Source organism: Roseovarius sp. MBR-51 (assembly GCF_053628575.1).
In genome coordinates this window covers 35,379-61,154 of the sequence record NZ_JBRJGQ010000009.1, presented here as the reverse complement: position 1 = coordinate 61,154, position 25,776 = coordinate 35,379, and the positions used below count along the sequence as shown (strand labels likewise).

Genomic DNA, 25,776 nt, shown 5'->3' with positions numbered 1-25,776 from the left:
GCATGGGCTGACCGAGGCGCAGGCCCAAGCCCTTGCCGCTCTGATCTGGGGGGCGGTGCAATGACCATGCAAGACACCTTCCCAGATGTTTGCGGCGCGGCGCTGGAATATGCGGCGCGGGGCTGGCATGTGTTTCCCGCCCGGATCAAGGACGGCAGCAAGCGTTCATTCATCGCAGGCAAGGCCAATGGCGGCGCGCGCTGGGGCGCGACCAGCGCCCCCGAGACGATCCGGGGCTATTGGCAGGAATTTCCCGCCGCGCTCTTGGGGATCACCACCGGCGCGGATAGCGGCTTTTTCGTGATCGACGCGGACACGCCCGAGGGCCACGACAAGGACGGTGTGGGCACGCTGCGCGGCTGGGTCGAGGATCACGGGCCATTGCCTGACACCATCGAGGCCACAACGCCGAGCGGGGGCTGGCACGTCTATTTCCGTTGGCCCGATGATCTGGAAATCCGCAACAGCGAAAGCAAGCTGGCATCCGGCATCGACGTGCGAGGCGAGGGCGGCATGGTGCTGGCACCGCCGACGATCAAGCCGGGCACCGGCAAGGCATATCGCTGGAAAAATCCACCCGGCTTTTTTGATCTGGGCGATTGCCCGGAATGGCTCTTGAACAAGATACGCGCAACGCAGGCACCCAAGCTATCGGAGCGCGCCATTTCTAGCGGCGGCTTGCAGATCGACACCGGCACCGCAACGGCTTGGGCCGAGAAGGCTTTGCGGGATGAACTGGTAAAGCTCTTTGCGGCACCCGAAGGGCGGCGCAACGGCGCGTTGAATAGTTGCGCCTTCAATCTCGGGCAGATCGTGGCGGGCGGGGAACTGACCGAGGCCACCGTCAAGGCACGGCTGAGCGCCGCCGCTGCGGGCATCGGTTTGGAACCCGGTGAGATAGCCGCGACAATCGAAAGCGGCTTTCAGGCGGGCGCAAAGACACCCCGAGGGCCAAAGGCGGGCGCGGTCTATGTCGCACCGGACGCGCAGGCGGCAACCGCCGATCGACAACCGCGCCCGAACGCCCCCGACGATATTGACCTGAGCCACGACGCGCTTGCAACCGACATGGGCGCGCGCAGTTTTGACCATGACGCCCGGCACGTCGCCACATGGGGCAAATGGCTTTTCTGGGATGGCACCCGATGGCAGATCGACGACCGGCTTGACCACCTGACCCGCACCCGCGCTTACCTGCGCGACCGGGCCGAGGATTTGACGGGATGGGCCGAGCGAAAGGCCGCTGCACTCGACGAAAAAGAAGGCGACAAGCTGCGCGCATGGGCCAAGGATCAATCCCGCTGGTTGCGCAACAAGATCACCGTGGCATCGGTTGAAAGTCTCGCCAGATCGAACCCGGCAAGCGTGGCGCGCTCTGACGCTTTTGACGAAAACCGCCTTCTACTCGGGACACCCGGCGGCACGGTGGATCTGCGCACCGGGGATCTGAGACAGGCCGCACGGGGCGACATGATAACCAAGCTGACCGCCTGCGCCCCCACCGCGCCGGGGTCACGCCCGGAAAAATGGCTGACCTTCCTGCATGAGATTTTCGACGGTGACGCCGATCTGGTGGCGTTCCTGCAACGTGCGGCGGGCTATGCGCTGACCGGGCTGACGACCGAACACAAGCTGCTCTTTCTCTATGGCACAGGGCGCAACGGCAAATCGGTTTTCCTCAATACCCTGACCCATATCTGGGGCGACTATGCCCGGCGCGCGGCTGCTGAAACCTTCCTCAACAGCGCGGTCGAAAAGCACTCGACAGGCTTAGCCGGGCTACAGGGCGCGCGGCTGGTGGCGGGCAGTGAATTGCCAGTGGGCAAGACTTGGGATGAATCCGTTATCAAGGATTTGACCGGCGGGGATCGTATGACCGCCCGTTTCATGCGCGGCGACTTCTTCGACTTCGACCCTCAGATGACCCTTATGATTGCCGGAAACAATCAACCGTCTTTCCGGGGCGTAGATGAGGCGATCCGCGCCCGCGTGGCGCTGGTGCCCTTCCTTGTCACGATACCACCTGAGCGGCGCGACAAGAGCCTGTCTGATAAGCTGAGGGCCGAGGGGCCGCAAATCCTGCGATGGGCTATCGAGGGGGCGTTACAATGGCTCGACAAGGGCTTGAACGTGCCCGCCAAGGTGGCGGCGGCATCGACTGAATACATGGATGACGAGGACACGCTTGGGCAATTCCTGATCGACGAGACCGCGACAGACCCGGCGGGATTCGTCACCACCACCGATCTGCATGACCGCTTCAAATTCTGGTGTGACCGGCAGGGGCTTCACCCTTGGACGCTGCACACGCTGCGCAAGGAATTGAAATCACGCGGCTTTCAGGATCACAGGCGACCACATGGGCGCGGCTTCATTGGACTGAAAACCCGATGAATGACGCTTATGACGCTTTCGACCTTATCCACCGTATACGCGCGCACGCGCACACATGCGCGCGTATACGCCGGATATAGAGCAAAGCGTCATAAGCGTCATACCCGCCGCGATGGCACGGGAGGGGGCACCGCCCTTTTGCCAGACCGCCAGACCGGAACCGGCTGCAAAGACTTCTTCACGCATCCGCAATTCAGAAATTTGACCCCACCACGAAAGGAAAGACCATGACCGCACACAACGACCTTATCGAACACCTGCGCGACGAGGAACACACCGCAGCGGCAAACGCCATCGCGGGAAGGATTGCGGCGATTGACGGCTTGCCACAAGAGGGGCTGCGCGCCCGGTTTTGCGCCGCCGCTTTTCTGATGGCCGGGCAAGAGGTGATGCGCCGTCTCGAGGGGGACGAGTCCACCGCCCGCCAGCTGCGCCGCTTGGCTGACATGATCGAGGCGCAGGGCAAGGGGGTGCATTGATGGCCGAGACCAAAGCCCAGAGACGCCGGAACTTTCGCGCCGCACGGCTGCGCCGGAAGCTGCGCCTGCGCCAAGCAATGCTTGACCGTGGGAAACGTTATATCGTATCATCATCGCAGTGTGATTTGCCCGAGACCGGGCACGCCGTTGCCAATGCAACTGGCCACCCTTCGCCAGAGGCGCAGGAGAAAGCACCCTCAGAAACCGGGGCCGTTTTCTCTGATGAAGCGCCCCAAGATGACGAAGGGCACGACGATGAATCTTGAGAGCATGAACCTGGACGAACTGAAAACGTTGAACGTCGAGAAGCGACGTGAGGCGCGGGCGATCATCAGTGCCTTAAAAGACAACGCGAGCGAAAAAGAGCTCCGAGAGCAAGATCGCAAATTCAACGAGATCATCCTCCAAACCGACGAAATCCGGGAAGCAATCGAGTTTGCCGAACTCCGCGAGGGTAACGCAAAAAGAGAGGCACGCCGTCCAGGCTACGAACCGACAGAGGCCCGCACCGGCGAACCGGACGCGATAGAGGTTGCGACTGGCCTTATGCCGGAACAGCGGATGGCGGATTGGGCGCGAACTGAACACGCGGGCGAAGCCGAGACTTATCGAGGCCTGAGCTGCGGTCGCTTCCTTCGCGCAATGGTTCTTGGCGGGCAAACGGACCTTGAGCGCCGCGCACTTGCCGAGGGCACAGATTCCGCAGGCGGCCACACGGTTCCGACCGTTTTGAGCGCGGAACTGATCGACCTGATGCGCGCGGCTTCGGTAGTGTCGCGGGCTGGGGCGCGGACAATCCCGCTGACCAGCGACAACGCAGTCATTGCAAAGGTGGCGACCGACCCGACACCCGCCTGGCGGGCTGAGAACGCGGCTATCGCGGAATCGGATCCTACCTTCGCAGCGGTCACGCTCGTCCCGAGATCCCTCGCGGTTCTGGTGAAAGTCTCGCGGGAACTCCTAGAGGACTCGCTCAACCTCGGAACGGAATTGCCGCGCATCCTGACAGCCGCGCTTGCACAGGAATGGGACCGCGTCGCGTTGATCGGAACTGGCACGGCGCCGCAACCGCGGGGGATCGCCAATCAATCGGGCATCCTGACGACCGCGCTTTCCGGCGCGCTTACCAGCTTCGCTCCACTGGTCACGGCGCGCACGAAATTGTTGACGGCCAATCACAGCCCGAACGCAATCATCGCGCACCCCCGAGACGAAGGGACGCTCTCTGGTCTGACAGCCACGGACGGGCAGCCGCTGATGGCACCTCGCCAGATTGCAGACCTGCCGATGCTGACCACGACGCAGATTGCGGTCGATGGCGGCGCGGGCACCGACGAATCCACGATCTTCATGGGCGATTTTACCAAGCTGCTGTTGGGCGTCAGGTCGCAGATTCGCGTCGAGATTCTGCGCGAGACCTTCGCAGGAAATCACCAATACGGCTTTGTCTGCCACATGCGCGGCGACGTCGCGGTCAGTCATGCGGCGGCCTTCCACACCACGACCGCCGTGGAGGGATAAGCCTGATCTGAATAGCGCGCTGGTGGAGACGCGATGGTTTGAGGCGGACTTCACCACAGCCCGGCGGGATCACACCTGCCGGGCACGTTACACGGGGGCTTTGATGCGGTCGAACAGCCAGACCAAAAACGGAAAGCCGGATGCCTCCCCCGAACCTGTAGTTAGGTTCAATCCGGCAAGGCGACACCCTTTCCCGCTCAGGCGGGGCGGGCAACCACAAGGGGCAGGGGGTGCATCCATCTCTGGACGCATCAAGACACGGACCGGCGGCCAAGCTCTTCAACCATAAACGTGGAGAAACACCGATGGCAAAACGAGGCAGACCGAGCGCGGCAAGCACGGCGATAACGCCGGCACAAACGCCCGTGGAGAGGCAGGCGCGCCCGGACGCTTGCTATTCATTGGCCGATGAGGGGGCGCAGGTCTGGCACGCCACGCTCGAGGCTTTGCCCGCTGACTGGATTGGGGCCGAGTCTTTGCCGATCCTTGCCGCCTATTGCCGCACGACTGTTTCGCTGCGCCGCATTGGTCAATTGATCCACCAAGCCGAGCATGGGCCGGGGGCTTTGGACCTTTCGGAATATACGATCCTGCTACGCGAACACGCGCGACAGGCGCAGGTTCTCAAAACGCTAGGCACCAGCCTGCGCCTTACGCCCCAAAGCCGTCTGAGGGCCGAGAGCGCGGCGCGCAGCGTTGATCGAAACCCCAAGGGGCCGAGGCCGTGGGAAATGTGACGCCCGACGCGCGCTTGTGGCAAGCCGTTCTCGGGGCGGCGCTGCATGACGCGGCGCAGGGCAAAGACGCTGGATGGATAGGCTCTGGCGATTTTCACATGGTTTGCGCCTTGGCGGGGCTTGACCCCGAGGCGGTGCAGGGTCGTTTCAACCCCGAGACTTACGTCAAGGCCCGCCGCGCCGCGTGACAATTTCCCCAGATCGACAAGGGCCGGGCGCGGGAATCGCCCGGCTCTTTTGTATCTGATTAATCTGACCGGACACGGCTCTCAGATTGCGGACATAGGACGGACACGAAAAAACAGGAAGGCAAACCGCTTTCGCGGTTTAACCTTAAAGCCCTGATTTTCTTGGTATTTTTGGCTCCGGCGGTAGGGATCGAACCTACGACCAATTGATTAACAGTCAACTGCTCTACCGCTGAGCTACGCCGGAACACTTGGGCCGTATAGCAACCGAGTTGGAGGAGGTCCAGAGGCTTTGTCACAAAAAATAGACTGCTTTCGTGTATACGTCAAAGGCACGCAAATGCTGTGTCGGCGTGCAGTTCACCCATTGGAATAATTCGAGATTTCTGAGTTAGATCAATGAGGTGCGCAAGTACATTTCGTCCTGCGACGGGGAGGAGATGAGCGGGAGTGTCTGCGTAGACGATCGCTGCTACTTGAGAGGCTGACTTTGGGCCCGTGTACAAGACCTCGAGAATCGCAGCCTCGCGCGCCAAACGGTGTGATATCAGCCAGTCGAGGCGCGCGGCGGGATCGTTTATGGGTCCGCCGTGACCCGGCAGAAAACGTCTTGCATCGAGGGCTTTCAGCCGCGTGCAGGACGCCATGAATTGTGTGAGGTCCCCATCTGGCGGCGAGACCAGAGAACTGGCCCAGCCCATCACCAGATCCCCTGTCAGAATTGTGTCTCCGATGCCAAAGCACAGATGATTGCCAAAATGACCGGGAGTCCAGTGCGGCGTAATCTGCCATCCGTCGCCAACGACGGACTCTCCGTCGAAGAGCAATTGATCAGGAGTAAAAGTCGCGTCCACGCCTTCTCCACCGCCGATCATACCCGTTTCGGCGAGGCGTTGCATCACAGAGCTCCGGCCAGCTCTTGCGTCGCCATAAGCGAAGACCGGTGCACCCGTTTCGTCCGAGAGACGCGCTGCCAAGGGCGAGTGATCGAGATGTGCGTGCGTGACGAGGATATGGCTGACGCTCTGTCCGGGGCCAATCGCACGCAGAATGGCCTGCAAATGCGCGGTATCATCTGGGCCAGGGTCGATTACGGCCAAGTGTCGGGTACCCAGCACGTAGGTATTAGTACCCCAAAACGTCATCGGTGACGGGTTGGGCGCAAGAATTCTCCGGAGGTCGCTCCCAAAATCTTGCGCTATGCCTACGGGGGGTCTTTTTTCTTGGTCCGTCTGCATGGCTCTTCCTTCTGGCAACCCACGCAGCTAGATTTAACCATGTCGGTTCGATGGCTCAAACCCTATATGCCCCGAAGCCTTTATGGGCGCGCGGTTCTTATCCTGCTTTTGCCGGTTATAACGCTGCTTTTGGTCGTATCTTTGGTATTTACACAAAGGCTCTTCGACGACGTCACACAGCAGATGGTAAAGACCGTGGCGCGAGAGATTCGGCTGGTGTTGGCCGAACCTGAGGGGAGCTCGGTTGCCGACATACTTGAGATCGAGCGGCGGCGCGTACCAATGTCAGAGATTCCTCTTGCAGATGAGTATGACTGGTTCGATCTGTCTGGGAATGTGGTCATCCGTGAGTTGCGAGAGTATTTCGATGATTTGGAACGCGTTTCATTGGCCGATAGCAGGTATGTCATCTTGTATTTTCAACGAGACGAGTCGGCTATCGAACTTGTATTCGACCGTCGTCGAGTATCAGCGCGCAGACCCTATCAAGTTCTTGTAAATCTTGCATTTTATGGGATTTTGATGACAGTTGTTTCGTATGTTTACATGCGCAAACAACTGCGGCCAATCACGCGCCTTGCAGAGGCGGCAGAGGCGTTTGGGCGCGGCCGGCATGTAGCCTACCGCCCGGCAGGTGCCATAGAGGTGCGCGCTGCGGGCAACGCGTTTCTTGATATGCGCGCTCGGTTGGAACGACAGATCGAACAACGCACCTTAATGCTGTCGGGCGTCAGCCACGACTTGCGCACCCCGTTGACCCGACTTCGGTTAGGCCTTGCGATGTTGGATCACGAAGAAGCCGCGCCAATGTTGCGCGATGTGGTGGATATGGAGAGATTGCTCGATGGCTTTTTGGCCTTTGCCCGTGGTGCGCATGAAGGCGAAGCTGAGCCCGTCGATCCAATTGATCTCGTGAGGCAAATTGTCGAGGATGCGCGACGGGCGCAGGTTCCTGTGACGCTGGTTGAGACGCGCGGAGAGGGAAATATTGCTCTGCGGCCAGCGAACATCCGAAGAGCTGTTGAAAATCTGATCAACAATGCTGTGCGCTATGGGTCGCGAGCCGAGGTTTCTGTCGTTATGACAGAAAAATCCCTGCGCATCCGGGTGGAAGATGATGGACCTGGTATTCCGCCTGATAGCCGGGGCGACGCCATCAAACCGTTTACGCGTCTGGAGCCTGCGCGCAATCAGAATCGTGGCATGGGAGTCGGCTTGGGTTTATCAATTGTTTTGGATGTGGCGCGGGCACATGGTGGTACGTTGCGATTGGGCGAAAGTGTGCGTTTGGGCGGCTTGTGCGCTGATATTGTGATCGCTCGGTGACGCGCAATCGGGACGGATCATAGTTCATTCTGAAATGAATCAAATTCGATGCAGACCATCCACACCATAGGTGGCGCTTGACGGGCCACCTATGCCGATAGAAAATCTTTTAATATAAGTAGGTTAGCTTGCGCGCCGCTCATCGAAGCTGAGTGCGATAAAGCTAGGCAGATGATCGCCCAAGCCCACAACACGAGGACCACCAGCTTGATCCTGCCGTCCACGACCACCGCTGTTCCCACCGCCTTGCCGCGGGCCTCGCTCTTGCGGGCGCTCGCTCTGGCGTTCTTGTGAACGTTCGGGTTGACTCTCTTGGCGAGGAGCCGGTCGTTCCGAGATTGTCGCGCGCTGCTCGGGTTTGACAGCCATCACTTCCGCGACAGGCTCTGCAGGATTTAGCGCGGGCAGGGGGGCGTTGTCGGACTTTCCTTTGCTGCGGCTCGCAGTACGCGACCGGCGGGGCTTGGCGGGGCGCTCGTCACTGCCTTGCGGAGGCTCTGCGTTGGTTGTCGGTGCGCCCAGGGTAACGGGGCTCTCAACCCGAGGAATTTCCTTTTGAAGCAAGGCTTCAACGCCTGCGAGGTTCTTTTCGTCACGCGGGTTACAGATCATCAACGCCTTGCCGGCGCGACCGGCGCGGCCGGTGCGGCCGATGCGGTGAACGTAGTCTTCGGCATGGCTGGGGACGTCAAAGTTGAAAACATGGCTGACGGCGGGGACATCGAGTCCACGCGCGGCGACATCCGATGCAATGAGAAAACGCAAGGTGCCAGCACGGAAGCCGTCAAGGGTGCGTGTGCGTTGGCTCTGTTCCAGATCGCCGTGGATGGGGGCTGCGTCATAACCGTATTTCATCAAGGACTTAGCGACCACATCTACATCAACCTTGCGGTTGCAGAAGATGATTGCATTGCTACAGGCCTCGCCTTCACGGTCAATCAATGCGCGCAGAAGCCTGCGCTTTTCGCTATCTGCGTTCTCGCGGCGTGTCGGCTTGAACATGACCACGCCCTGTTCGATGGTCTCGGACGCGGTGGCCTGTCGCGCAACCTCGACGCGGGCGGGGTTCGACAGGAAGGTATTGGTGATGCGCTCGATCTCAGGCGCCATCGTGGCCGAAAAGAAAAGCGTCTGGCGCGTGAAGGGTGTGAGGCTGAAAATCCGTTCAATATCAGGGATGAAACCCATGTCGAGCATGCGGTCGGCCTCGTCTACGACCATGATTTGGACACCGGTCAGCAAGAGCTTGCCACGCTCGAAATGATCGAGCAGGCGGCCCGGTGTAGCAATCAGAACATCCACGCCCTTGTCGATCAGTTTGTCCTGTTCCTTGAAGCTGACACCGCCGATAAGCAGCGCTTTTGTGAGCTTTAAGTGCTTGGAATATGTATTAAAATTCTCAGCCACCTGGGCTGCGAGTTCGCGTGTCGGGCACAGAACCAGACTGCGTGGCATCCGGGCGCGGGCGCGGCCGCGGGACAGCAGTGACAGCATCGGCAGCGTGAAGCTGGCGGTTTTGCCGGTGCCGGTTTGGGCGATCCCTAGGACGTCGCGGCCTTGCAGCGCGTGGGGGATGGCTTCGGCCTGAATGGGGGTCGGGGTCTCGTAACCAGCCTCTTCGATGGCTTTAAGGACCTTGGGATTCAGGTTCAGATCAGAAAATTTTGTCATGTGTATCCGTGGTTTACGGACACAATCCTGGCCCGTACGTCTGGCGCGGGTTCGGGCCCCTCATGGGCCTGTGGTTCTCCACATGGATGACCCGCTGCGCAGCACTTACCTGAGATCGGCGCCAGCGTCAATGCATCGCATTTTCTTGGCAACAATACCGGGGTTCAAACCGGAGATTATGATTTTAATGGAAACACTTACGCATGGTTTGGAAAGTGGCGCGCGCGTTTGGTGTCGAGGTCGAGAATGATCGAGTGCAGGTGTCCAAAAGAGGCAAGTCGATGTCGCAGATCCGGGGTGGCGGTGCAGACTTCGGTGAAGAAGCGACGGAGGGCCAGTTCACCGCCATCAGCCTCCAGCATCTGAAAAAACTCATGCATATTAAAGGCATAGCCGTCGGAGTGGGGGGCGGGCTTCAATTCGGCGCGATAAGAGCCTTGGGCGAGACGGTAGCGATAGGCGGCGAGCCAGTGATCCCATGTGGCTGCATGGTGATGGCAGAGACGCAGTTCATGTAATTCCTCAGCTTTGTCGTCCATCTCTTTGTTTATAAACGCATTGTGGATACGAAGACTGATATCGGGTAGGCCTGTGCGGACAAAGACCTTGCCTGCGACATGGCTGAGAAACCCGCCATTCAGGTAGGGGCCATAGGTGGGATAAATGGCGTTGGTTTGCGCCCGTCTTTCGGCCTGAGAGAGGGCGCAGGACTTGTAAGCTCTGTAAGGTTCGGCGTCGATTTTGTAAGGTTCAGGGGCGAGCGCCTCGACCGGGCGGACGCGGGCGCTGAGCCGGTTCGGCGCGACCCGCGCCAGACGGTCCGCGATGGGGATTTCGGACCAGAGGAATTCGTCGACGTCGATATGCGCCAGCCAATCGACCTGCGGGCGTTTGGTGAGGCAATGGGTGGCGTTGAGGCTCTGGCGCGGTTGGTGTTTCTCGGGGCGACCCTGACGCGACCTGCGCCGCCAGTAGTCATCATCACAGAGGATGACCCGGCATTTGGGATGGGCGCGCAGAACGGCCTCGGCCTGTGGGTCGGGGGCGTCGAGATAGACATGCACGCGGTGCGCGCCCAGATCGAGATGATGGGCGGCGAAAGTGAGGATGTCACGGGTGGGGGCCTTGATCGTGGCGACCACGCCCCAGGTGGGTGCTGCGTTCATGCGCGCAGAATGCTGTCAGCGCGTAGCGCGCGCAAGGGTCGTTAATCGAACTTGCGCGAGGGGGCGAGAACCGTGGCTTCGCCGATCAACACCTTTTTGCCATTCACCAGACAGCGGCAGTCGAGTTGCACGCGACGTTTGCCGTGGTCGATGCCGATCACTTCAACCTCGGCATGGACCATGTCGCCGGGGCGCACGGGAGCGAGGAATTTAAGGGTTTGACCCATGTAGACGGTGCCGTGTCCCGGAAGTTGCTCGCCGATCACCGCAGAGATGAGGCCAGCGGTCAGCATGCCATGCGCGATGCGTCCCTCGAAGATCGTGTCCTGAGCATAGGCGTCATCCAGATGCACCGGGTTTCGGTCAGTCGAGACTTCGGCAAACAGCTCGATGTCGCGGTCAGTCACGACTTTGCGCAGATGGCGGGTCATGCCCATCTCGATGTCTTCGATACAGATCGTGCCGCGCGGCATATTGTCCAACATTCGCCCCTCCAACAGGTTTGGTGCGTAATTATCAGGCTGTATTGTGCCTCAAGTTGGAATTTTATTACTTTGCGGATGCAGAAAGATCAAGTGTTTTCTCTCAGCGCAAGAATCCGATTGTGAAGGTGGGTGAGGATTTTTCCTTTGCAAGATAATCGGTTAGCGCTGATTCATCCGGTTGGTGCGACGTTTTGGTCTCAGTCGCGGCCAATCCGCCGGAGATGAAGAGAGAATCGATGTCCTCACCCATGGCACCGGCCACATCGGTATGCACCCCGTCGCCAATGGCGAGGATGCGGGCATTCTCGACATCGCGGCCAAGGGCCAAAAGGCGGCGGCGGGCGAGGTCATAGATGGGGGGATGCGGTTTGCCGAAATAAAGGCTCTCACCGCCCATTTCGGTATAGAGCCGGGCCAGAGCGCCCGCACACCATTCCCGCACCTCACCACGATCCACCACGATATCGGGATTGGCGCAGAGGAGTTTCAGGCCCTTCTGTTTGGCATAGAGGAACTGTGGGCGCATCTCGGCGGGATCGGCAAGCGGATCGAAGGGGCCGATGCAGACGATGCCTTCGGCCTCTTCCAAGGGCACGCGGGCGATGGGCACGGGGTTTTCGATGAGGTGCAGCGGATCGAAAAAGCGATCATCGAAGGGCTGACCGATGAACCAGACCTTTTCTCCGACCGCGCCCTGAAACATCGCAGCGCGGGCGCTGTCGCCGGAGGTGGCAATGCTATCCCATGCGTCGCGGGGTACGCCGAAGCCATCGAGTTGTTTTTCCACGCCGCCGCGCGCGCGGGGCGAGTTGGTGACGAGCACCACGGTGCCGCCGTCTGCACGGTAGGATTGAAGGGCGGCGACGGCCTCCGGCAGGGCGCGCACGCCGTCATGCACGCAGCCCCAAAGATCGACAAAGAGCGCGTCATACTCTGTGGAAATGTCGCTGAGGGCGGTGATGATGCGGGTCATGGGCGGCTCCTTGTCTGCGGTCGGTGGCTGAGGTCGGCGCAGATATGGCAGGGCGCGTGCGCTTTGGCCAGCGGCGGCGTTGAGTATTATGACCAAGAAAAAGCGGGGGCGCCTTAGAGCCCGTGCGGGCGCACGATGTGGTAATCGCCGCTGAGATAGGTGAGTGGCTTCTGTCCGGCGTTGGTGAGGGCCATGACGGTGCCGATGCAGATGGCGTGGCTGCCATGGGTGATGCGATCTGTGAGCCGGCAGGAGAAGGCGGTGGCGCGCGGCAGCACAGGGCCTTCGGGCCGGGGGGTGTAGTTGAGGCCGAGAAAGCGCTCGGCGGGATTGTCGGGCGACGGTCCGGCAAAGGCACGCGCCACTTCGACCGCATCCTCGGACAGGACATTGACGCAGAAGGCCGCATTCTCGATGACGCTGCGTGCGATCCGGCTGTCGGAGCGCAGGCAGATCAGGACCGAAGGCGGATCGGCGGAAAGCGAGGAAAAGGCGCTGACCGTGGCCCCCGCGAGGCCTGCCACCCCGTCCGTGGTCACGACGGTGACTGTCGCCGCCACCTGTCGCATGGCGGCGAGAAAGGCGTCGCGCTCAACGCTGAGGGTGTCTGAAGTCACGCGCGTCTCTCCTGTCGGGGTCCGGGGTCTTTGGGTAACGCCGAAATGTGGCGGGGTAAAGGAAATCCCGTGCCCGGGGATCAGGTAGCGTGGTGTTACCTGCTTTCAAACCGCACCGGCGACGGGACATGAAAAAACCACGCAAGCCGGGGCCTGCGTGGTCAGGGGGACGGTTGGTCCGTCCTTGGTGTGTCTATTTTATGATGGTCTCTGGACCCATGACCGCATTGGGCAGGACGGTCGAAATCCAGGGCACATAGGTGATGATGATCAGGAACACGAAGAGCACGGCGAGGAAGGGCAGGGCGGCGCGCACCACCGCCATCATCGGCATGCCGGCCACGCCGGAGGTCACGAAGAGGTTGAGACCGACGGGGGGCGTGATCATGCCGATTTCCATGTTCACCACCATGATGATGCCAAGGTGAATGGGGTCGATGCCCAGTTCGATGGCGATGGGAAAGACGAGCGGGGCGACGATCACCAAAAGGCCCGACGGTTCCATGAACTGTCCGCCGATGAGCAGGATCACGTTGACCACGATGAGGAAAGTCACAGGCCCCAGTCCCGCGCCGAGCATGGCGTTGGCGATGTGTTGGGGGATCTGTTCCTCGGTCAGCACATGTTTGAGGATGAGCGCGTTGGCGATCACGAACATGAGCATCACGGTCAGTTTGCCCGCATCGAGCAGCGTCTTGCGGGTGTCACGGTGGAAGAAGGCGGTGACGAGCGCCGTGGGGCGTTGGAGGAGCGTGAGCGGGGCTTGCCCGTCGCCACGCGCCAGCGGGCCCATGTCGCGGTAGATGAAGGACGCGACGAAGAAGGCGTAGACTGCGGCGACCGCCGCCGCCTCGGTCGGGGTGAAGATCGCGCCGGTGAGGCCAGGGATGCCATAGATCCCCACCATGATGATGACGATCAGCAAGAGGCCCCAAGCCGCGTCGCGGAAGCTGTCGAAAATCTCGCGCCAGCCGCGCCATTCGCCCTGTGGCATGTTCTTGATCTTGGCGATGACATAGATGGTGATCATCAACATCGAACCCGCCAGAAGCCCTGGCAGAACGCCGGCGAGGAACATCCGACCCACCGAGACATCGGTGGCGCTGGCGTAGACCACCATGACGATAGAGGGAGGAATGAGGATGCCAAGCGTGCCCGCGTTACAGATTACGCCAGCGGCGAATTCCTTGGTGTAGCCCATCTGGCGCATGGCGGCTATGACGATTGTGCCGATGGCGACCACAGTGGCGGGTGACGAGCCCGAGAGGGCGGCGAACATCATGCAGGCCAGCACCCCGGCGATGGCGAGGCCGCCGGGCAGGTGCCCGACGCAGGCGATGGCAAAGCGGATGATGCGTTGCGCCACGCCGCCGGTGGACATGAAGGAGGACGCCAGCACGAAGAACGGGATCGCGAGCAGAGTGTAGTGACCGACGAAGGCGTTGAGCAGCGTGCCCGCAATCGAGGCCAGAGAGGTGTCGGAATAGATCAGCATGAAGAGCGTGGAACTGAGACCGAGCGAGATGGCGATTGGCACGCCGATCAGCATCAGGCCGACAACCATGGTGAAGAGCAGGGCGACATCCATCAGTTGTGCCCTCCATCGGCGTTACGCGCATGGGCGGCGCGGAGTTCCTCGATCTCGTCTTCGACCTCGTGGCTGGCAATCAGGCGGTCGCTCTTGCCGGTCCAGATGGCGATGGCGGCTTGGGTAAAGCGCAGCACGAGCAGGAAGGCCGAGAGCGGCAGCACGAGATAGGGCACCACTTTGGGCAATTTCTTGTAGGTGTCGCCGTAGTTGATCAGGTCTTCGAGAAAGCGGAAGACGGAGAGCATGGGCACGTCCTGTACCTCGTAAAAGCTCTGGGAGCGGGCGGTGGTGTCAAAGCCGGTCGGAACCCAGCGCCCGGAGGTGGGGGGCAGGTCGGCGAAGACCGCCCAATAGTCATAGCACCCCTTGAGGAGCAGCAGCGAGAACGCAAGGCAGGACGCGACCGCAAGCAGGCCCACGAGGCGCCGCGCGGGGACCGAGAGCAGGTTGATCACGGCGTCAACGCCCAGATGCGCATGTTTTTTGACCGCGTAGGAGGCGCCCAAGAGGACGAGCCAACCGAACATGAACACGGTCAGTTCGAGCGCCCAGAGAATATTCATGTTGAACACATATCGCGCGACGACATTGGCAAAGGTTAACAACGTCATCATTCCCAGGAGCGCGGCGATCACCGTCTCCTCGATATGGTCGATTAGCCCAGTCTTGTGCTGCATCGTCCCATTCCCAAATTTTCTGAGTGTGTCGCACTTCGGGCGGGTCATTCAAAAACCCGCCCGATGCGCCTAGCGGTCCGCCCGGCAGAGGGGCGGGCCGCACAATTCAAGCCGGATCAGGAGCTTTCGTTCGACGCCACAGCGGCGTCGATGTTCTGCTGACCGACATCTTCCTTGAACTGCTCCCAAACCGGTTTCATGGCTTCAACCCATTTGTTGCGCTGTTCCGGGGTCAGTTGCCGCACCACGCCACCGGCGTCGACGATGGCCTGTTTGGCCTCTTCATCAACCCGGGTGGACTCGGCGTTACGCAGAGTGGTCACCTCAGCCACGATGGTCAGGAACTGGTCGCGAACATCGGCATCTAGGCTATCGAGGAAATCGACGCTGGCCACGACGAGATAGTCGATGATGCCATGGTTGGTCTCGGTGGTGCCGTCCTGCACCTCAAAGAACTTTTGCCCGTAGATGTTGGACCAGGTGTTTTCCTGGCCGTCCACAACGCCCTGCTGAAGCGCGCCGTAGACCTCGGAAAACGCCATTTTCTGCGGGCTGCCGCCGATGGCTTCCATCTGAGCGACCAGCACGTCAGAGGACTGCACACGGAATTTCAAGCCGTTGGCATCCGAGGGTTCGATCAGGGGCTTGTTGGCCGACATCTGCTTCATGCCATTGTGCCAATAGGCCAGACCCTGAAGGCCGCGGCGCTGCATCGAATCGAGCATTGCCTGTCCAGTCTCGGAGGCCTGAAAGCGGTCAACGGCTGCCACGTCGGTGAAGAGGAAGGGCAGGTCGAAGAGACTGAATTGCGTGGTGAACTTCTCAAACTTCGAGAGCGAGGGCGCGGCGAGTTGCACATCGCCCTGAAGCATCGCCTCAAGCACCTTGTCATCGTCATAGAGGGTGGAGTTGGGGAACACCTCCATGCACATCTTGCCGTTCATTTCCTCGTTGACGCGGGTTTGCAGCAAGGAGGCGGCGATGCCTTTGGGGTGCTTGTCGGTGTTGGTGACGTGGCTGAACTTGACGACGATTTCGCCATCTTCGCAGGACGCCATGGCGGCGCCTGCGCCTACGGTCAGGGCCAATGCCGAGACGGCAGCGGTCAGGAATTTCATGTGGGTCTCCTCCCAAGTGGTCATGTTTTGGACTGCGCCCAAGCGGGGCACGGTGGTGACATGGTGAGAGAAAGCGGTTTCCCGCTCAAGGATTTGTATGATTCCTGAGCGTGATGCCTGTTTTATGACGGATTTACAGAGGGTTGTGCGGCATTATCGGGGTAGCGGGTTTGCGCTCTGTGCATGGCTTGTGCGAAATTTCGCACAGGCAATTCGGACGTTGTGCGGAATTTCGCACAGATTCCGTCGGGTTCAGCGCCGGTAATCCTCGGGGCGAATCCCGTATCGTGTCAGCTTGTCGTAGAAGGTCTTGCGCGGCAGTTTGAGCGCCTGCGCCGCCTGTGCCGCGCGCCCGTTCTGACGCCCCAAGGCGGCGATCAGGAGCGAGCGTTCAACCCGCGCCATCTGTTCGGCCAATCCCAGTTCGGCCGCCTCTGCGGCGCTGTCGGGCATGCCCAGCACAAAGCGCATGGCCGCAGACATGAGGGAGCGGGCATTGCCCGGCCAATCCTGCGCCATCAGCGCCGCCAGATGGTCCGGACCGATTTCGGGGGCGGAGAGTCCGGCCTGTTCGGCGGCTTGCGCGACATAGTGGCGAAAGAGCACGGGGATATCCTCGGGGCGTTCCGAGAGCGCGGGGATGCGGACGCGCATGACCTCGAGCCGGTAGTAGAGATCGGCATTGAAGCGGCCGGCGCGCGCCGCCTCTTCGAGATCGGCGGTGCTGCCAGCGATGAGCCGTGTCTCGGAGCCGGATTCCATCCGGTCGAGGAGGGCATATTGGCTGTCCATCGGCAGGGCCGGGATTTCGTCCAGAAAGAGCGTGCCGCCGTGTGCCTCGTGCAGGGCCGTATCGAGGTCGCGGGGGTCGAGCCGGGCCGCCGCACGTTTCACAAAGGAGCCACCGGCGCGCGGTGACATCAGATGAATGACCTCGGCCACCTTGGAGACACCCGCGCCCGGCGGGCCGATCACCAGCACTTCGGTGCCTGTGCGGGCCGCCTGCCGCACGGTCTGGCGCATGTCCTCGGCGATGCGCGAGGTGCCAAAGAGCATCCGCGCCGCCGGATCACCGGTTTCAAGCTGGGCCTTGAGTCGGCGGTTTTCCAGCACCAGCGCGCGGTTCTTCAAGGCGCGGTCCAACACGGGGATGAGGGCATCGGGCGCGCAGGGCTTTTCGAGGAAATCAAAGGCCCCCTGACCCATCGCCTTGACGGCCATGGGAATGTCGCCCTCGCCGGTGAGCAGGATCACCGGCAGTTCGTCATCAAGCGCGCGGGTATGGGCCAGCAGGTGAAAGCCGTCGCGCCCCGGCATGCGGATGTCCGAGAGGATCACACCTGCGAAATCGCGGCTGATGTGATCCTTGGCCTCGATGAAGGAGCCGGCGGCGCGCACGGAGTATTCAGCCAGGTCCAAGGTCTGACAGAGGGCCTCGCGGACGGGTTTGTCATCATCGACCACCAGAACCTTGCGGATCATGCGGCACCTTTCTTGACTTGGGCGTGGTCCGTCCATGGCTCCAATGCCACGGTGAATTCCGCGCCGGTTTCGGTGTTGCGGCCTGTGATCTGTCCACCGAAACTCTGAACAAGCCCGTAAGAGATCGACAGGCCAAGTCCCATGCCTTCGCCATCGCCCACGAGTTTGGTGGAATAGAAGGGGTCGAAGATCTTTTCCGGTTCCTGAATGCCGGGGCCGGTGTCGCGCACGCAGAGGGTGACGGGGGCACCGGGGATGAGGGTGAGGGTGAGGCGTTTGTCGGTGCTCTTGGCCATGGCGTCGGCGGCATTGGTGATGAGATTGACCATCACCTGACCCAGCCGCACCTCGCCGCCGCGCACCCAGACGGGGGCGGGGGGCGTCTGCCAGTCGAGGGTGATGGCATCGGCCGTGAGGCGTGCGCTGGTCATCTCGAGGGCGGTGTCGATCACGCGGGCCATGTCGACGCGGCCCATCGGTTCGTTTTCATTGCGCACGAAGGCGCGCAGGTTGCGGATGATACGGCTCATGCGGTGGGCCATCTCGTCGATGCGGCTGAGGTTCTCGGCGGCGCGGTCGGGTTCCCCGCGGTGCAGGAACGCGCCGCCATTGGCAGCGAATTGGCGGATCGCCATCAGGGGCTGGTTGAGTTCGTGGCTGATGCCCGCGCTCATCTTGCCCAGGGCGCTGAGCTTGCCCGCCTGCACCAGTTCGGCCTGCGCGCGTTTGAGGGCGGCCTCGGCCTCTTGGCGCTCGCGGATTTCGTGGCGCAGTGCAAGATTGGTGCGGGTGAGGGTGGCGGTGCGCTCGGCCACGCGCCCCTCAAGCTGGGCATTGGCGCGGGCGAGCGTTCGGCGGCGTTCCTGTGCGAGATAGAGCAGCGCGCCAAAGAAGAGGAGCACGCCCGCCACCGCGCCCGCCTGAAGCCCCGCGATGCGGCGGGCGGGGGCGACATTCACCAGCGCTGCACCGGTCATGCCGATGCGCGGCAGGGTCTGGCTGACCTGAAGGGCGCGGCGTGGCAGATAGGGGCCAAGGTCGATCTGCCAGATTTCATACCCGGTCGTGAGGCTGCGGGAAAAGGGGATGGGTGCGCCATTGAGGGGGACCAGCACCGTGTCTTGGGGCACCTTGCGCCAGCCCAAAAGTTCCGAGCGGTTGGACATGAAGACCCGCCCGCGGTCGTCGACCAGAAACACCGCCGTTTGCAGCCCGCGCCATCCGAATTCGACATTCTCGGCGTCAGCAATGGCGACGAGCGCGCCGCGCACCTTGCCATCGGAGCCGAATGAAGGAGCGGCGAAGTGAAACAGCCGCTCGGTGCCATCGGCGCTCATGGTATGGGCAGTTCCAAGCGCGCCGTCCATGGCGCGCAGGAATGGCGCGGACGTGGCCAGCCCCTCGGGCAGGCGCGTGCCGGTGCCCGCCAGCAGATTGCCGCCCCGGTCGACGTAATAGAGCCCGGCGGCACCGGTGCGGTCGGCGGAGGCGGTGAGCAGGCGGCGGGCGGCGGAATCCTGATGCCGGGCATCGGGGCGGTTCAGGGCGGTCAAGGTGGGATGATCGGCCAGCGCCACCGCCTGATCCCGGTAGCGTTGGAGGTCCGACACAAGCCCGCCCAGCACCAGCGCCATATCGGCGCTGCCGCGTCGCGCCAGATCGGAGAGCGCTGCGCGATAGCCATAATGCCAGAGCGTGCCGCTGATCAGGACGACCATCAGCAGGAAGGGCGCGACAATCACGATGAGGGGCGACTTGGGAAACATGGCGTGCAATCTACCAGCGCCCCCAGGCTGTTGACCAGCGGGAATACCTGTTTCAGGCGTGCCCGGCCTCGGATGAGAGCATCAGGGGTGAGATGCCCAATCGGGTGAGCGCCGTTTCCCATTTGGCCGCGTCGGGCGTGTCAAACACCAATTGTGAGTCGGCATCACAGGTGAGCCAGCCGTTTTGCGCCAGTTCGGATTCGAGCTGCCCCGGCCCCCAGCCCGAATAGCCGAGCGCCAGCAGCGCGCGTGCGGGGCCTGCGCCGCGGGCCATATCCTCTAGAATGTCGAGCGTGGCGGTCATCGCGAAGTCATCGTTCACGTCGAGCGAAGAGATGGGTGACCGATAGCCCGGGTCATGCAGGACAAAGCCGCGCCCATGTTCAACCGGGCCACCGAAATGTACCGGCAGGTTGCGAGTCTGGCGGGTGTGGGAAATCGAGAGTTGCTCGAGAAGGTCGCGCATTCTGAGATCCTGCGTCGGTTTGTTGACGATCAGGCCCATCGCTCCGTCTGAGGAATAGGCGCAGAGCAGCACGACGGAATGCGCAAAGCGCGGATCGCCCATGCCGGGCATGGCGATGAGCAATTTCCCTGTCAGATCCATATCCGGGTGGGCATGTGTCACGGGCGGCCTCTGTGCTGTCCTCCCTTGAAAATGGGGTGAGCGGGCAAGGGGTGCAAGCAATCTCTTCACAGTCTGGCAAGAATTCTCGCTCGATTGTGAGTTGGCAATTGGCGCAGAATACCCCATTTCAAAGTCATGATAAAATCTATCGCTCTCTTTTTCATGGCAAGCCTGTGGCTCGTCCTGCCTCTCGACCGGGCGCGGGCGCAGGACAATATGGTGAGTGTCAGTGTCTTGCCGGGATGGCAGATGGCTGATGGCACCCATATTGCGGCGCTCAAATTCGTGCTGGCGGATGGGTGGAAGACCTATTGGCGTGCGCCCGGAGAGGCGGGGATTCCGCCGCAGTTCGATTGGCGCGGGTCAGCGAATCTGGCGCGGGCCGAGATCGAGTGGCCCACGCCAAAGCAGACCGTGACCAATGGCATGCGCACCATTGGATATGAGCATGTCTTGGTTTTGCCCGTACGCCTGACACCGGCGCGTGTTGGGCAACCGATCACATTGAGCGCGGAGATGGACATTGGGGTTTGCAGCGATATTTGCGTGCCAATGAGCCTGTCAGTGTCGCAGCGATTGGACGGGGTCGCGAAGCAACCCGATCCGCAGATCGCAGCGGCCTTGGCTGCGCGGCCCTATACGCAGTCCGAGGCGGGCGTGGGGCGCGTGGTGTGCAAGGTGTCGCCGATCGAAGGGGGCGTTCATCTGGTGGCCGAAGTCGATGTCTCTGCGATGGGATCGCAGGAATTGGTCGTGGTCGAGACCGGCAATCCCGCTCTGTGGGTGACACAGGCGACACATGAGCGACGCGGCAACCGTCTGCGGGCCGAGATGGATATATTTCACGCGGAGGGCCGTGGGTTCATGCTTGATCGAGGTGGCCTGCGGCTTACGATACTGAGCACGGGCGATGCGGTGGATATTCAGGGCTGTCCGGCGGGATAGGGGCGGTCTCTAGACCGAGCGCGCGCGCAGCGGGCGGCCATCGGGCAGCGAGATATTGGCCACCTGCTCGGAAATCGGATCATTGACCAGAGGATGCGCCTGCGCGCGGAACTCTTGGGGGTCGCGCATTTTCTGCCAGCGGTTGCCGACATAGACTTCGAGCCCGGTGAAGGCGGCCTTGTATCCCATTTTCGAACTGCCGGGCACCCAATAGCCCAAGTAAACATAAGGCAGGCCGTTTTCGCGTGCGATTTCGATGTGATCGAGGATCACATAGGTGCCAAGCGACTCGCGGGTGCGGTCAGGCTCGTAGAAGGAGTAGACCATGCTGACCCCGTCATCGAGAATGTCGGTGAGGCACACGGCGATCAGCGCGCCGGTCTCGGCCTCGGTATATTCCACGACGCGTGTGCGGATCGGGGTTTCCTCGACCATTGCGGCGAATTCGAACGTATCCATATCAGCCATGCCGCCAGTCGCGTGGCGGCTTTCGAGGTAGCGGCGAAAGAGGCTGTATTGATCCTCGGTTGCCCAAGGTGAGGTGGCGCGGCGTCTCAGGCCCTCGTTGCGGCGCAGGGTGCGGCGCTGGCTCTTGGAGGTGGTGAACTCTGCCACGTTGATCCGTGCCGAAAGGCAGGCGGCGCAATCGGCGCAGGACGGGCGGTAGAGCACGTTTTGCGAGCGTCGAAAGCCTTGTTTGGAGAGCCCGTCATTCAGACGCTGCGCGCCCTCGCCTTGCAGGGCGGTGAACAGCTTGCGCTCCATCCGGCCCGGCAAATACGGGCAGGGTTGCGGTGCCGTCACATAGAATTGGGGCGCGATGGGAAGTGTGTGCCGCATGGTCGATCCGCTGTCTGTCTTAGGCGGACGATAACAATGATATCGGCCCCCGCCAAGGGGCTTGTCACGGCTGCGTTACACAGCGCGCTATGCGGCGGCGCGGCGGTTGATCGCGACTGATCCAAGCACCCGGTCGGTGAGGCCCTGCGCACGGTCACCGGTAAGCATGAGCACGACTGATACGACTTGAAGAATAGGAATGGCGAAGGAAACCGTGAGGCCAAGGGTGTGCAGAAAAGCCTGCGAAAGATCAAAGCGCGCACCTGTGGCGTCGCGGAACTCGATGGCCGTGAGGCGCATGCCCCAAGTGGCAGAGCCGCGCGCAATGGTCGCGACGCGGTATGCAAAGCCCACCACGGCCATGAGAATAGGAAAGAAGAAGAGGCCGGTGAACGCCGTGAAGGGCACAATCAGCAGGCTGATCCCTATGATCACGACCGTATCCACGACAAAGGCCACAAGCCGTTTGACCGGCACATCGGCGTAGAACTCCGGTTGGGTGTCTGGGTTGGGCAGATGCCAGCTTGTGTCGGTCATGGTCGTGATACGGGTCCTTGTTGAGCCCTCAAGGTTGGGGGCGTGGGCGCGGTTTGCAAGGGGTCAGGTGGTGAAATCCGCCAGATCGCCACCGCTGAGGCGCAAGAGGTCCCGAGGATCTATGCCGAAGAGGTGGCGCGGTGTACCGGCGGCGGCCCAGACCTGTGGAAAGGTCAGGAGATGCGGATCAAAGAATGCGCGTGGAGCGATGAGATGGCCCAAAGGCGAGACGCCACCGATGGCAAAGCCGGTTTGCGCGCGGATGAGGGCGGCGTCGGCCTTGCCCAGAGGTTCGTCTGCCAGCGTGGAGGCGCGGGTATCGCACACGCGGTTGGCGCCAGAGGTGACAAAGAGCAGCGCCGCGCCGCTGGTCTCGCCGCGAAACATGATGGATTTGGCGATCTGCGCGATGTCACAGCCCACGAGGTCGGCGGCCATCTGCGCCGTCGTGGCGTCGCCGATCTCAACCGGTGTGATGTCGAGCCCGGCGGCTTGCAGGGCCATGGTCACGCGTTTGAGGCTCTTGCTCATGATCTTCTCCGGATTTTTTCACAGTATTTCAGGCGCGTGGGGCATTGACCAGCCTTGCGCGGCTTGTATCACTCGGACCATGAGTTTTAGCAATCGCCTGACCCGCCTGCCATATGCCTTTGATCCTGCCGAGGGAGAGGAGGCGCGTGCCGCCTTGCCCGACCTTGACCCCAAGCTGTCGGATCTGGTGGCGGGGGCGGCGGGGTGCAGTCCGTTTCTCAAATCGCTGATCCTGCAAGAGGCGGGGTGGCTGGAGAGGGCATTTGACGATCCTGAAGCGGCCTTGGCCGAACTCTTTGCGGCGTTGAAGGATACCCCGGCGGAGCGTCTGGGGTCTGCGTTGCGCGAGGGCAAGCGGCGGGTGGCGCTGATCACCGGGCTGGCCGATCTGGGGGGCGTTTGGCCCTTGGAAGGGGTGACGGGCCATTTGACGGATTTTGCCGATCTGGCCTGTGATCTGGCGCTGAAAGCGGCACTGGCGGCAGAAATCAAGCGCGGCAAACTGCCGGGGATGTCCGAGGCGGATATTGCCACGGGTGCCGGGATGGTGGTGCTGGCGATGGGCAAGATGGGCGCGCATGAGCTGAATTACAGCTCTGATATAGACCTCATTTGTCTCTTTGATGAAACGCGGCTGGAGCGTGAGGATTTCCACGAGGCGCGCGCGTCGTATGTGCGGGCCACGCGCAAGATGTCGGCCATGCTGAACGACCGCACCGCCGAGGGGTATGTGTTTCGCACCGATCTGCGGCTGCGCCCTGATTCGGGCGTCACACCCGTTTGCATGGCGATGGCGGCGGCAGAGACCTATTACGAGAGCCTAGGGCGCACATGGGAGCGGGCGGCCTATATCAAGGCGCGGCCCTGTGCGGGGGATATCGAGGCGGGAGCGCGGTTTCTGCGCACGCTCAAGCCCTTTGTCTGGCGCAAGCATCTGGATTTTGCCGCCATCGAGGATGCCCATAACATGCGGCTGGCCATTCGCGAGCATAAGGGGCTGGGCGGCACGCTCTGCCTTGAGGGGCATAACATGAAGCTGGGGCGCGGCGGGATTCGCGAGATCGAGTTCTTTACGCAGACCCGGCAGTTGATCGCGGGCGGGCGCGATGCCGATCTGCGGGTGCGAGGCACGGTCGAGGGGCTGGCGCGGCTGGCCGAGAAAGGCTGGGTGCCGGAGGCGGCGGCGGACACGTTGACGGGGCATTACCGCTTTCACCGCGAGGTCGAACACCGGGTGCAGATGTTGCGCGATGCACAGACGCATTTGCTGCCCAATTCGGCGGAGGAGTTTGATCGGCTGGCAGCCTTTATGGGGCGAGAGACGGCCGAGTTGCGCGCCGAGATCGTGGCGCGGCTGACCGAGGTGCATGATCTGATCGAAGGGTTTTTTCGCCCCGAAGAAGCGCCCGCGACGCCCGAGGCGGCAGAGGCGCTCAATGGCGATGTGATTGCCCGCTGGCCGAGTTATCCGGCGCTGCGGTCTGATCGGGCGGTGCAGATTTTCAAGCGGCTGAAGCCGGATATTCTGGGGCGGCTGGCGCGCACAGCGCATCCCAATGAGGCCTTGTTGGCCTTTGATGGGTTTTTGTCGGGCCTGCCCGCCGGGGTACAGGTGTTTGCGCTTTTTGAGGCCAATCCGCAGTTGATTGATTTGCTGGTGGATATTGTCGGCACGGCACCGGCCCTTGCGGCGCATCTGTCGCGCAATGCGGGCGTATTCGATGCGGTGATTGCGGGTGATTTCTTTGCCGAGTGGCCGGGGCAGGCGGCGCTGGAGGCGGAGTTGACGGCGCGGCTGGCGGCGGAGAGTGACTATGAGCGCGCGCTCGACGCGGCGCGGCGTTGGCGCAAGGAATGGCACTTCCGGATTGGGGTGCATCATCTGCGTGGGTTGACCGGGGCGGATGCCGCCGCGCGGAAGTACGCGGATCTTGCCGGGGCGGTGATTGCAGGCGTCTGGCCGATGGTGGTGGCGCAATTCGCTGAGAAGCATGGGGCACCGCCGGGACGGGGGGCTGTGGTATTGGGCATGGGATCGTTGGGGGCGGCGCGGCTGAACGCGGGCTCTGATCTTGATCTGATCGTGATTTACGATGCGGCGGAGTCCGAAGGCTCAGACGGGCGCAGGCCTCTGGCAGCACGCCCTTATTATGCGCGGCTGACACAGGCGATGATCACGGCGTTGACGGCACCGATGGCCGAAGGACGGCTCTATGAGGTCGACATGCGGCTCCGCCCGTCGGGCAATCAGGGGCCGGTGGCGACAAGCTGGCCAAGTTTCCAGAGCTATCAGCAGAATGAGGCCTGGACCTGGGAGCATCTGGCGCTGACGCGGGCGCGAGTGATCACCGGCGAGGCAGAGTTGGCACGCGATGTCGAGGCGTTCCGTGAGCGGTTGATTGCGGAGAAGGGCGACCCCGAGTCCGTTTTGGAGGCCGTGGCCGAGATGCGCGCGCGGGTCGCGAGTGCCAAGGCGCCGGCCGGACCTTGGGATGCCAAGCTGGGGCCGGGGCGGCTCTTGGAATTGGAGTTGATGGCGCAGGCGGGCAACCTGATGGCGGGGCAAGCCGCGCGCGATGTGGCGGCAGGCCTTGAGGCCGGTGTCGCAATCGGTTGGCTGAGTGACGGGGATGGCGCAGCACTGTCAGAGGCTTATGCGCTTTGCTGGCGGTTGCAGATGGTGGCGCGGTTGATCAGTGACAAACCGCTTGATCCGGAGCGCATGGGCGAGGGCGGCGCGGCATTTCTGCTGCGCGAGACAGGTCAGGAGGATCTGGGCATGTTGCAGGACCGGCTGGAGACACGCTGCCGCCGGGCGGCGTCGGTGATGGATGCGGCGCTGATGCGTCTGCCCAAGGGGTGCTGA

Annotated in this window: 24 protein-coding genes and 1 tRNA gene; 9 read left to right on the top strand and 16 right to left on the bottom strand. The window is 61.9% G+C overall.

Translation table 11 applies throughout. The annotated features are described in order from the left end of the window. Positions 1-60 precede the first annotated feature (60 nt). The 6 genes from ACSSVY_RS14480 to ACSSVY_RS14455 all read left to right on the top strand — a co-directional run bounded on the left by ACSSVY_RS14480 (position 61) and on the right by ACSSVY_RS14455 (position 5,319). Positions 61-2,394, top strand: a complete 2,334-nt coding sequence (locus ACSSVY_RS14480; RefSeq protein ID WP_454270308.1) for a phage/plasmid primase, P4 family — start codon at positions 61-63, stop codon at positions 2,392-2,394. A 227-nt stretch (positions 2,395-2,621) separates the two neighbouring features. Next, entirely contained in the window at positions 2,622-2,873 is a 252-nt protein-coding gene (locus ACSSVY_RS14475; protein WP_454270306.1) for a hypothetical protein, read from the top strand. Beyond that, complete coding sequence (locus ACSSVY_RS14470) at positions 2,873-3,139, top strand: hypothetical protein (RefSeq protein ID WP_454270304.1); 267 nt, start codon at positions 2,873-2,875, stop codon at positions 3,137-3,139. The genes ACSSVY_RS14475 and ACSSVY_RS14470 overlap by 1 nt, the downstream gene beginning before the upstream one ends. Then, a complete protein-coding gene (locus tag ACSSVY_RS14465; protein ID WP_454270302.1) occupies positions 3,096-4,394 on the top strand; it encodes a phage major capsid protein in 1,299 nt (432 codons plus the stop codon). Before ACSSVY_RS14470 ends, ACSSVY_RS14465 begins: the two co-directional genes overlap by 44 nt. Before the next feature lie 401 nt (positions 4,395-4,795). Further along, positions 4,796-5,131, top strand: a complete 336-nt coding sequence (locus ACSSVY_RS14460) for a hypothetical protein (RefSeq protein WP_454270300.1) — start codon at positions 4,796-4,798, stop codon at positions 5,129-5,131. Beyond that, positions 5,119-5,319, top strand: coding sequence for a hypothetical protein (locus ACSSVY_RS14455; RefSeq protein WP_454270299.1), 201 nt, complete (start codon positions 5,119-5,121; stop codon positions 5,317-5,319). Before ACSSVY_RS14460 ends, ACSSVY_RS14455 begins: the two co-directional genes overlap by 13 nt. 172 nt (positions 5,320-5,491) lie before the next feature. Here the strand turns inward: ACSSVY_RS14455 and ACSSVY_RS14450 are convergent. Together ACSSVY_RS14450 and ACSSVY_RS14445 are read right to left on the bottom strand one after the other, a co-directional pair. Beyond that, a tRNA-Asn gene (locus ACSSVY_RS14450) sits at positions 5,492-5,566 on the bottom strand. 79 nt (positions 5,567-5,645) lie between these two features. Next, positions 5,646-6,557 (bottom strand): MBL fold metallo-hydrolase, encoded by a 912-nt coding sequence (locus ACSSVY_RS14445; RefSeq protein ID WP_454270297.1) that lies wholly within the window; start codon positions 6,555-6,557, stop codon positions 5,646-5,648. A 39-nt stretch (positions 6,558-6,596) separates the two neighbouring features. On the opposite strand from ACSSVY_RS14445, the gene ACSSVY_RS14440 reads away from it, so the two are divergent. Beyond that, on the top strand, positions 6,597-7,883 hold the full coding sequence (locus ACSSVY_RS14440) for an ATP-binding protein (RefSeq protein WP_454270295.1): 1,287 nt from the start codon (positions 6,597-6,599) through the stop codon (positions 7,881-7,883). A 123-nt stretch (positions 7,884-8,006) separates the two neighbouring features. Here the strand turns inward: ACSSVY_RS14440 and ACSSVY_RS14435 are convergent, their stop codons facing one another. The 11 genes from ACSSVY_RS14435 to ACSSVY_RS14385 all read right to left on the bottom strand — a co-directional run bounded on the left by ACSSVY_RS14435 (position 8,007) and on the right by ACSSVY_RS14385 (position 20,036). Further along, the gene (locus tag ACSSVY_RS14435; protein ID WP_454270293.1) at positions 8,007-9,554 is read right to left on the bottom strand and encodes a DEAD/DEAH box helicase; all 1,548 of its coding nucleotides are present in this window, start codon (positions 9,552-9,554) and stop codon (positions 8,007-8,009) included. Between the two features lie 197 nt (positions 9,555-9,751). Continuing rightward, a complete protein-coding gene (locus ACSSVY_RS14430) occupies positions 9,752-10,720 on the bottom strand; it encodes a glycosyltransferase family 2 protein (protein WP_454270292.1) in 969 nt (322 codons plus the stop codon). Positions 10,721-10,761: 41 nt separating this feature from the next. After that, positions 10,762-11,205 (bottom strand): MaoC family dehydratase, encoded by a 444-nt coding sequence (locus ACSSVY_RS14425; protein WP_009819049.1) that lies wholly within the window; start codon positions 11,203-11,205, stop codon positions 10,762-10,764. 100 nt (positions 11,206-11,305) lie between these two features. After that, entirely contained in the window at positions 11,306-12,178 is an 873-nt protein-coding gene (locus tag ACSSVY_RS14420; RefSeq protein ID WP_454270290.1) for a TIGR01459 family HAD-type hydrolase, read from the bottom strand. 113 nt (positions 12,179-12,291) lie between these two features. Then, positions 12,292-12,795, bottom strand: coding sequence for a flavin reductase family protein (locus tag ACSSVY_RS14415; protein WP_454270288.1), 504 nt, complete (start codon positions 12,793-12,795; stop codon positions 12,292-12,294). A gap of 193 nt (positions 12,796-12,988) precedes the next feature. Continuing rightward, a complete protein-coding gene (locus ACSSVY_RS14410) occupies positions 12,989-14,383 on the bottom strand; it encodes a TRAP transporter large permease (protein ID WP_454270287.1) in 1,395 nt (464 codons plus the stop codon). After that, positions 14,383-15,063, bottom strand: a complete 681-nt coding sequence (locus tag ACSSVY_RS14405) for a TRAP transporter small permease (RefSeq protein WP_454270285.1) — start codon at positions 15,061-15,063, stop codon at positions 14,383-14,385. The genes ACSSVY_RS14410 and ACSSVY_RS14405 overlap by 1 nt, the downstream gene beginning before the upstream one ends. Positions 15,064-15,179: 116 nt before the next feature. Then, a complete protein-coding gene (locus ACSSVY_RS14400) occupies positions 15,180-16,181 on the bottom strand; it encodes a DctP family TRAP transporter solute-binding subunit (RefSeq protein WP_454270283.1) in 1,002 nt (333 codons plus the stop codon). Positions 16,182-16,433: 252 nt separating this feature from the next. Next, positions 16,434-17,663, bottom strand: a complete 1,230-nt coding sequence (locus tag ACSSVY_RS14395; protein WP_454270281.1) for a sigma-54-dependent transcriptional regulator — start codon at positions 17,661-17,663, stop codon at positions 16,434-16,436. After that, complete coding sequence (locus ACSSVY_RS14390) at positions 17,660-19,429, bottom strand: sensor histidine kinase (protein ID WP_454270279.1); 1,770 nt, start codon at positions 19,427-19,429, stop codon at positions 17,660-17,662. The genes ACSSVY_RS14395 and ACSSVY_RS14390 overlap by 4 nt, the downstream gene beginning before the upstream one ends. A 52-nt stretch (positions 19,430-19,481) precedes the next feature. Continuing rightward, entirely contained in the window at positions 19,482-20,036 is a 555-nt protein-coding gene (locus tag ACSSVY_RS14385; RefSeq protein WP_454270478.1) for a YqgE/AlgH family protein, read from the bottom strand. A gap of 156 nt (positions 20,037-20,192) precedes the next feature. On the opposite strand from ACSSVY_RS14385, the gene ACSSVY_RS14380 reads away from it, so the two are divergent. Next, positions 20,193-21,002: a protein-disulfide reductase DsbD domain-containing protein gene (locus tag ACSSVY_RS14380; RefSeq protein ID WP_454270277.1), complete on the top strand. Its 810-nt coding sequence runs from the start codon at positions 20,193-20,195 to the stop codon at positions 21,000-21,002. Between the two features lie 9 nt (positions 21,003-21,011). On the opposite strand, the gene ACSSVY_RS14375 is transcribed toward ACSSVY_RS14380, so the two are convergent. From ACSSVY_RS14375 to ACSSVY_RS14365, 3 genes are all read right to left on the bottom strand, one after another. Beyond that, entirely contained in the window at positions 21,012-21,842 is an 831-nt protein-coding gene (locus tag ACSSVY_RS14375; protein ID WP_454270275.1) for an arginyltransferase, read from the bottom strand. An 87-nt stretch (positions 21,843-21,929) separates the two neighbouring features. Next, positions 21,930-22,379 (bottom strand): RDD family protein, encoded by a 450-nt coding sequence (locus ACSSVY_RS14370; RefSeq protein WP_009819038.1) that lies wholly within the window; start codon positions 22,377-22,379, stop codon positions 21,930-21,932. Between the two features lie 63 nt (positions 22,380-22,442). Continuing rightward, positions 22,443-22,910: a YbaK/EbsC family protein gene (locus ACSSVY_RS14365; RefSeq protein WP_454270274.1), complete on the bottom strand. Its 468-nt coding sequence runs from the start codon at positions 22,908-22,910 to the stop codon at positions 22,443-22,445. A gap of 79 nt (positions 22,911-22,989) precedes the next feature. Here ACSSVY_RS14365 and ACSSVY_RS14360 point away from each other — a divergent pair, with 79 nt between their 5' ends. Beyond that, positions 22,990-25,776 (top strand): bifunctional [glutamine synthetase] adenylyltransferase/[glutamine synthetase]-adenylyl-L-tyrosine phosphorylase, encoded by a 2,787-nt coding sequence (locus ACSSVY_RS14360; RefSeq protein ID WP_454270272.1) that lies wholly within the window; start codon positions 22,990-22,992, stop codon positions 25,774-25,776.

Bases quoted from the DNA above. Each gene is read 5' to 3' on its own strand.
- ACSSVY_RS14470 (WP_454270304.1), top strand. From the start codon at position 2,873: ATGGCCGAGACCAAAGCCCAGAGACGCCGGAACTTTCGCGCCGCACGG.
- ACSSVY_RS14400 (WP_454270283.1), bottom strand. From the start codon at position 16,181: ATGAAATTCCTGACCGCTGCCGTCTCGGCATTGGCCCTGACCGTAGGC.
- ACSSVY_RS14390 (WP_454270279.1), bottom strand. From the start codon at position 19,429: ATGTTTCCCAAGTCGCCCCTCATCGTGATTGTCGCGCCCTTCCTGCTG.
- ACSSVY_RS14380 (WP_454270277.1), top strand. From the start codon at position 20,193: ATGATAAAATCTATCGCTCTCTTTTTCATGGCAAGCCTGTGGCTCGTC.
- ACSSVY_RS14375 (WP_454270275.1), bottom strand. From the start codon at position 21,842: ATGCGGCACACACTTCCCATCGCGCCCCAATTCTATGTGACGGCACCG.
- ACSSVY_RS14435 (WP_454270293.1), bottom strand. From the start codon at position 9,554: ATGACAAAATTTTCTGATCTGAACCTGAATCCCAAGGTCCTTAAAGCC.
- ACSSVY_RS14420 (WP_454270290.1), bottom strand. From the start codon at position 12,178: ATGACCCGCATCATCACCGCCCTCAGCGACATTTCCACAGAGTATGAC.
- ACSSVY_RS14475 (WP_454270306.1), top strand. From the start codon at position 2,622: ATGACCGCACACAACGACCTTATCGAACACCTGCGCGACGAGGAACAC.
- ACSSVY_RS14480 (WP_454270308.1), top strand. From the start codon at position 61: ATGACCATGCAAGACACCTTCCCAGATGTTTGCGGCGCGGCGCTGGAA.
- ACSSVY_RS14410 (WP_454270287.1), bottom strand. From the start codon at position 14,383: ATGGATGTCGCCCTGCTCTTCACCATGGTTGTCGGCCTGATGCTGATC.
- ACSSVY_RS14360 (WP_454270272.1), top strand. From the start codon at position 22,990: ATGAGTTTTAGCAATCGCCTGACCCGCCTGCCATATGCCTTTGATCCT.
- ACSSVY_RS14430 (WP_454270292.1), bottom strand. From the start codon at position 10,720: ATGAACGCAGCACCCACCTGGGGCGTGGTCGCCACGATCAAGGCCCCC.
- ACSSVY_RS14395 (WP_454270281.1), bottom strand. From the start codon at position 17,663: ATGATCCGCAAGGTTCTGGTGGTCGATGATGACAAACCCGTCCGCGAG.
- ACSSVY_RS14370 (WP_009819038.1), bottom strand. From the start codon at position 22,379: ATGACCGACACAAGCTGGCATCTGCCCAACCCAGACACCCAACCGGAG.
- ACSSVY_RS14445 (WP_454270297.1), bottom strand. From the start codon at position 6,557: ATGCAGACGGACCAAGAAAAAAGACCCCCCGTAGGCATAGCGCAAGAT.
- ACSSVY_RS14440 (WP_454270295.1), top strand. From the start codon at position 6,597: ATGTCGGTTCGATGGCTCAAACCCTATATGCCCCGAAGCCTTTATGGG.
- ACSSVY_RS14405 (WP_454270285.1), bottom strand. From the start codon at position 15,063: ATGCAGCACAAGACTGGGCTAATCGACCATATCGAGGAGACGGTGATC.
- ACSSVY_RS14425 (WP_009819049.1), bottom strand. From the start codon at position 11,205: ATGTTGGACAATATGCCGCGCGGCACGATCTGTATCGAAGACATCGAG.
- ACSSVY_RS14385 (WP_454270478.1), bottom strand. From the start codon at position 20,036: ATGGATCTGACAGGGAAATTGCTCATCGCCATGCCCGGCATGGGCGAT.
- ACSSVY_RS14365 (WP_454270274.1), bottom strand. From the start codon at position 22,910: ATGAGCAAGAGCCTCAAACGCGTGACCATGGCCCTGCAAGCCGCCGGG.
- ACSSVY_RS14465 (WP_454270302.1), top strand. From the start codon at position 3,096: ATGAAGCGCCCCAAGATGACGAAGGGCACGACGATGAATCTTGAGAGC.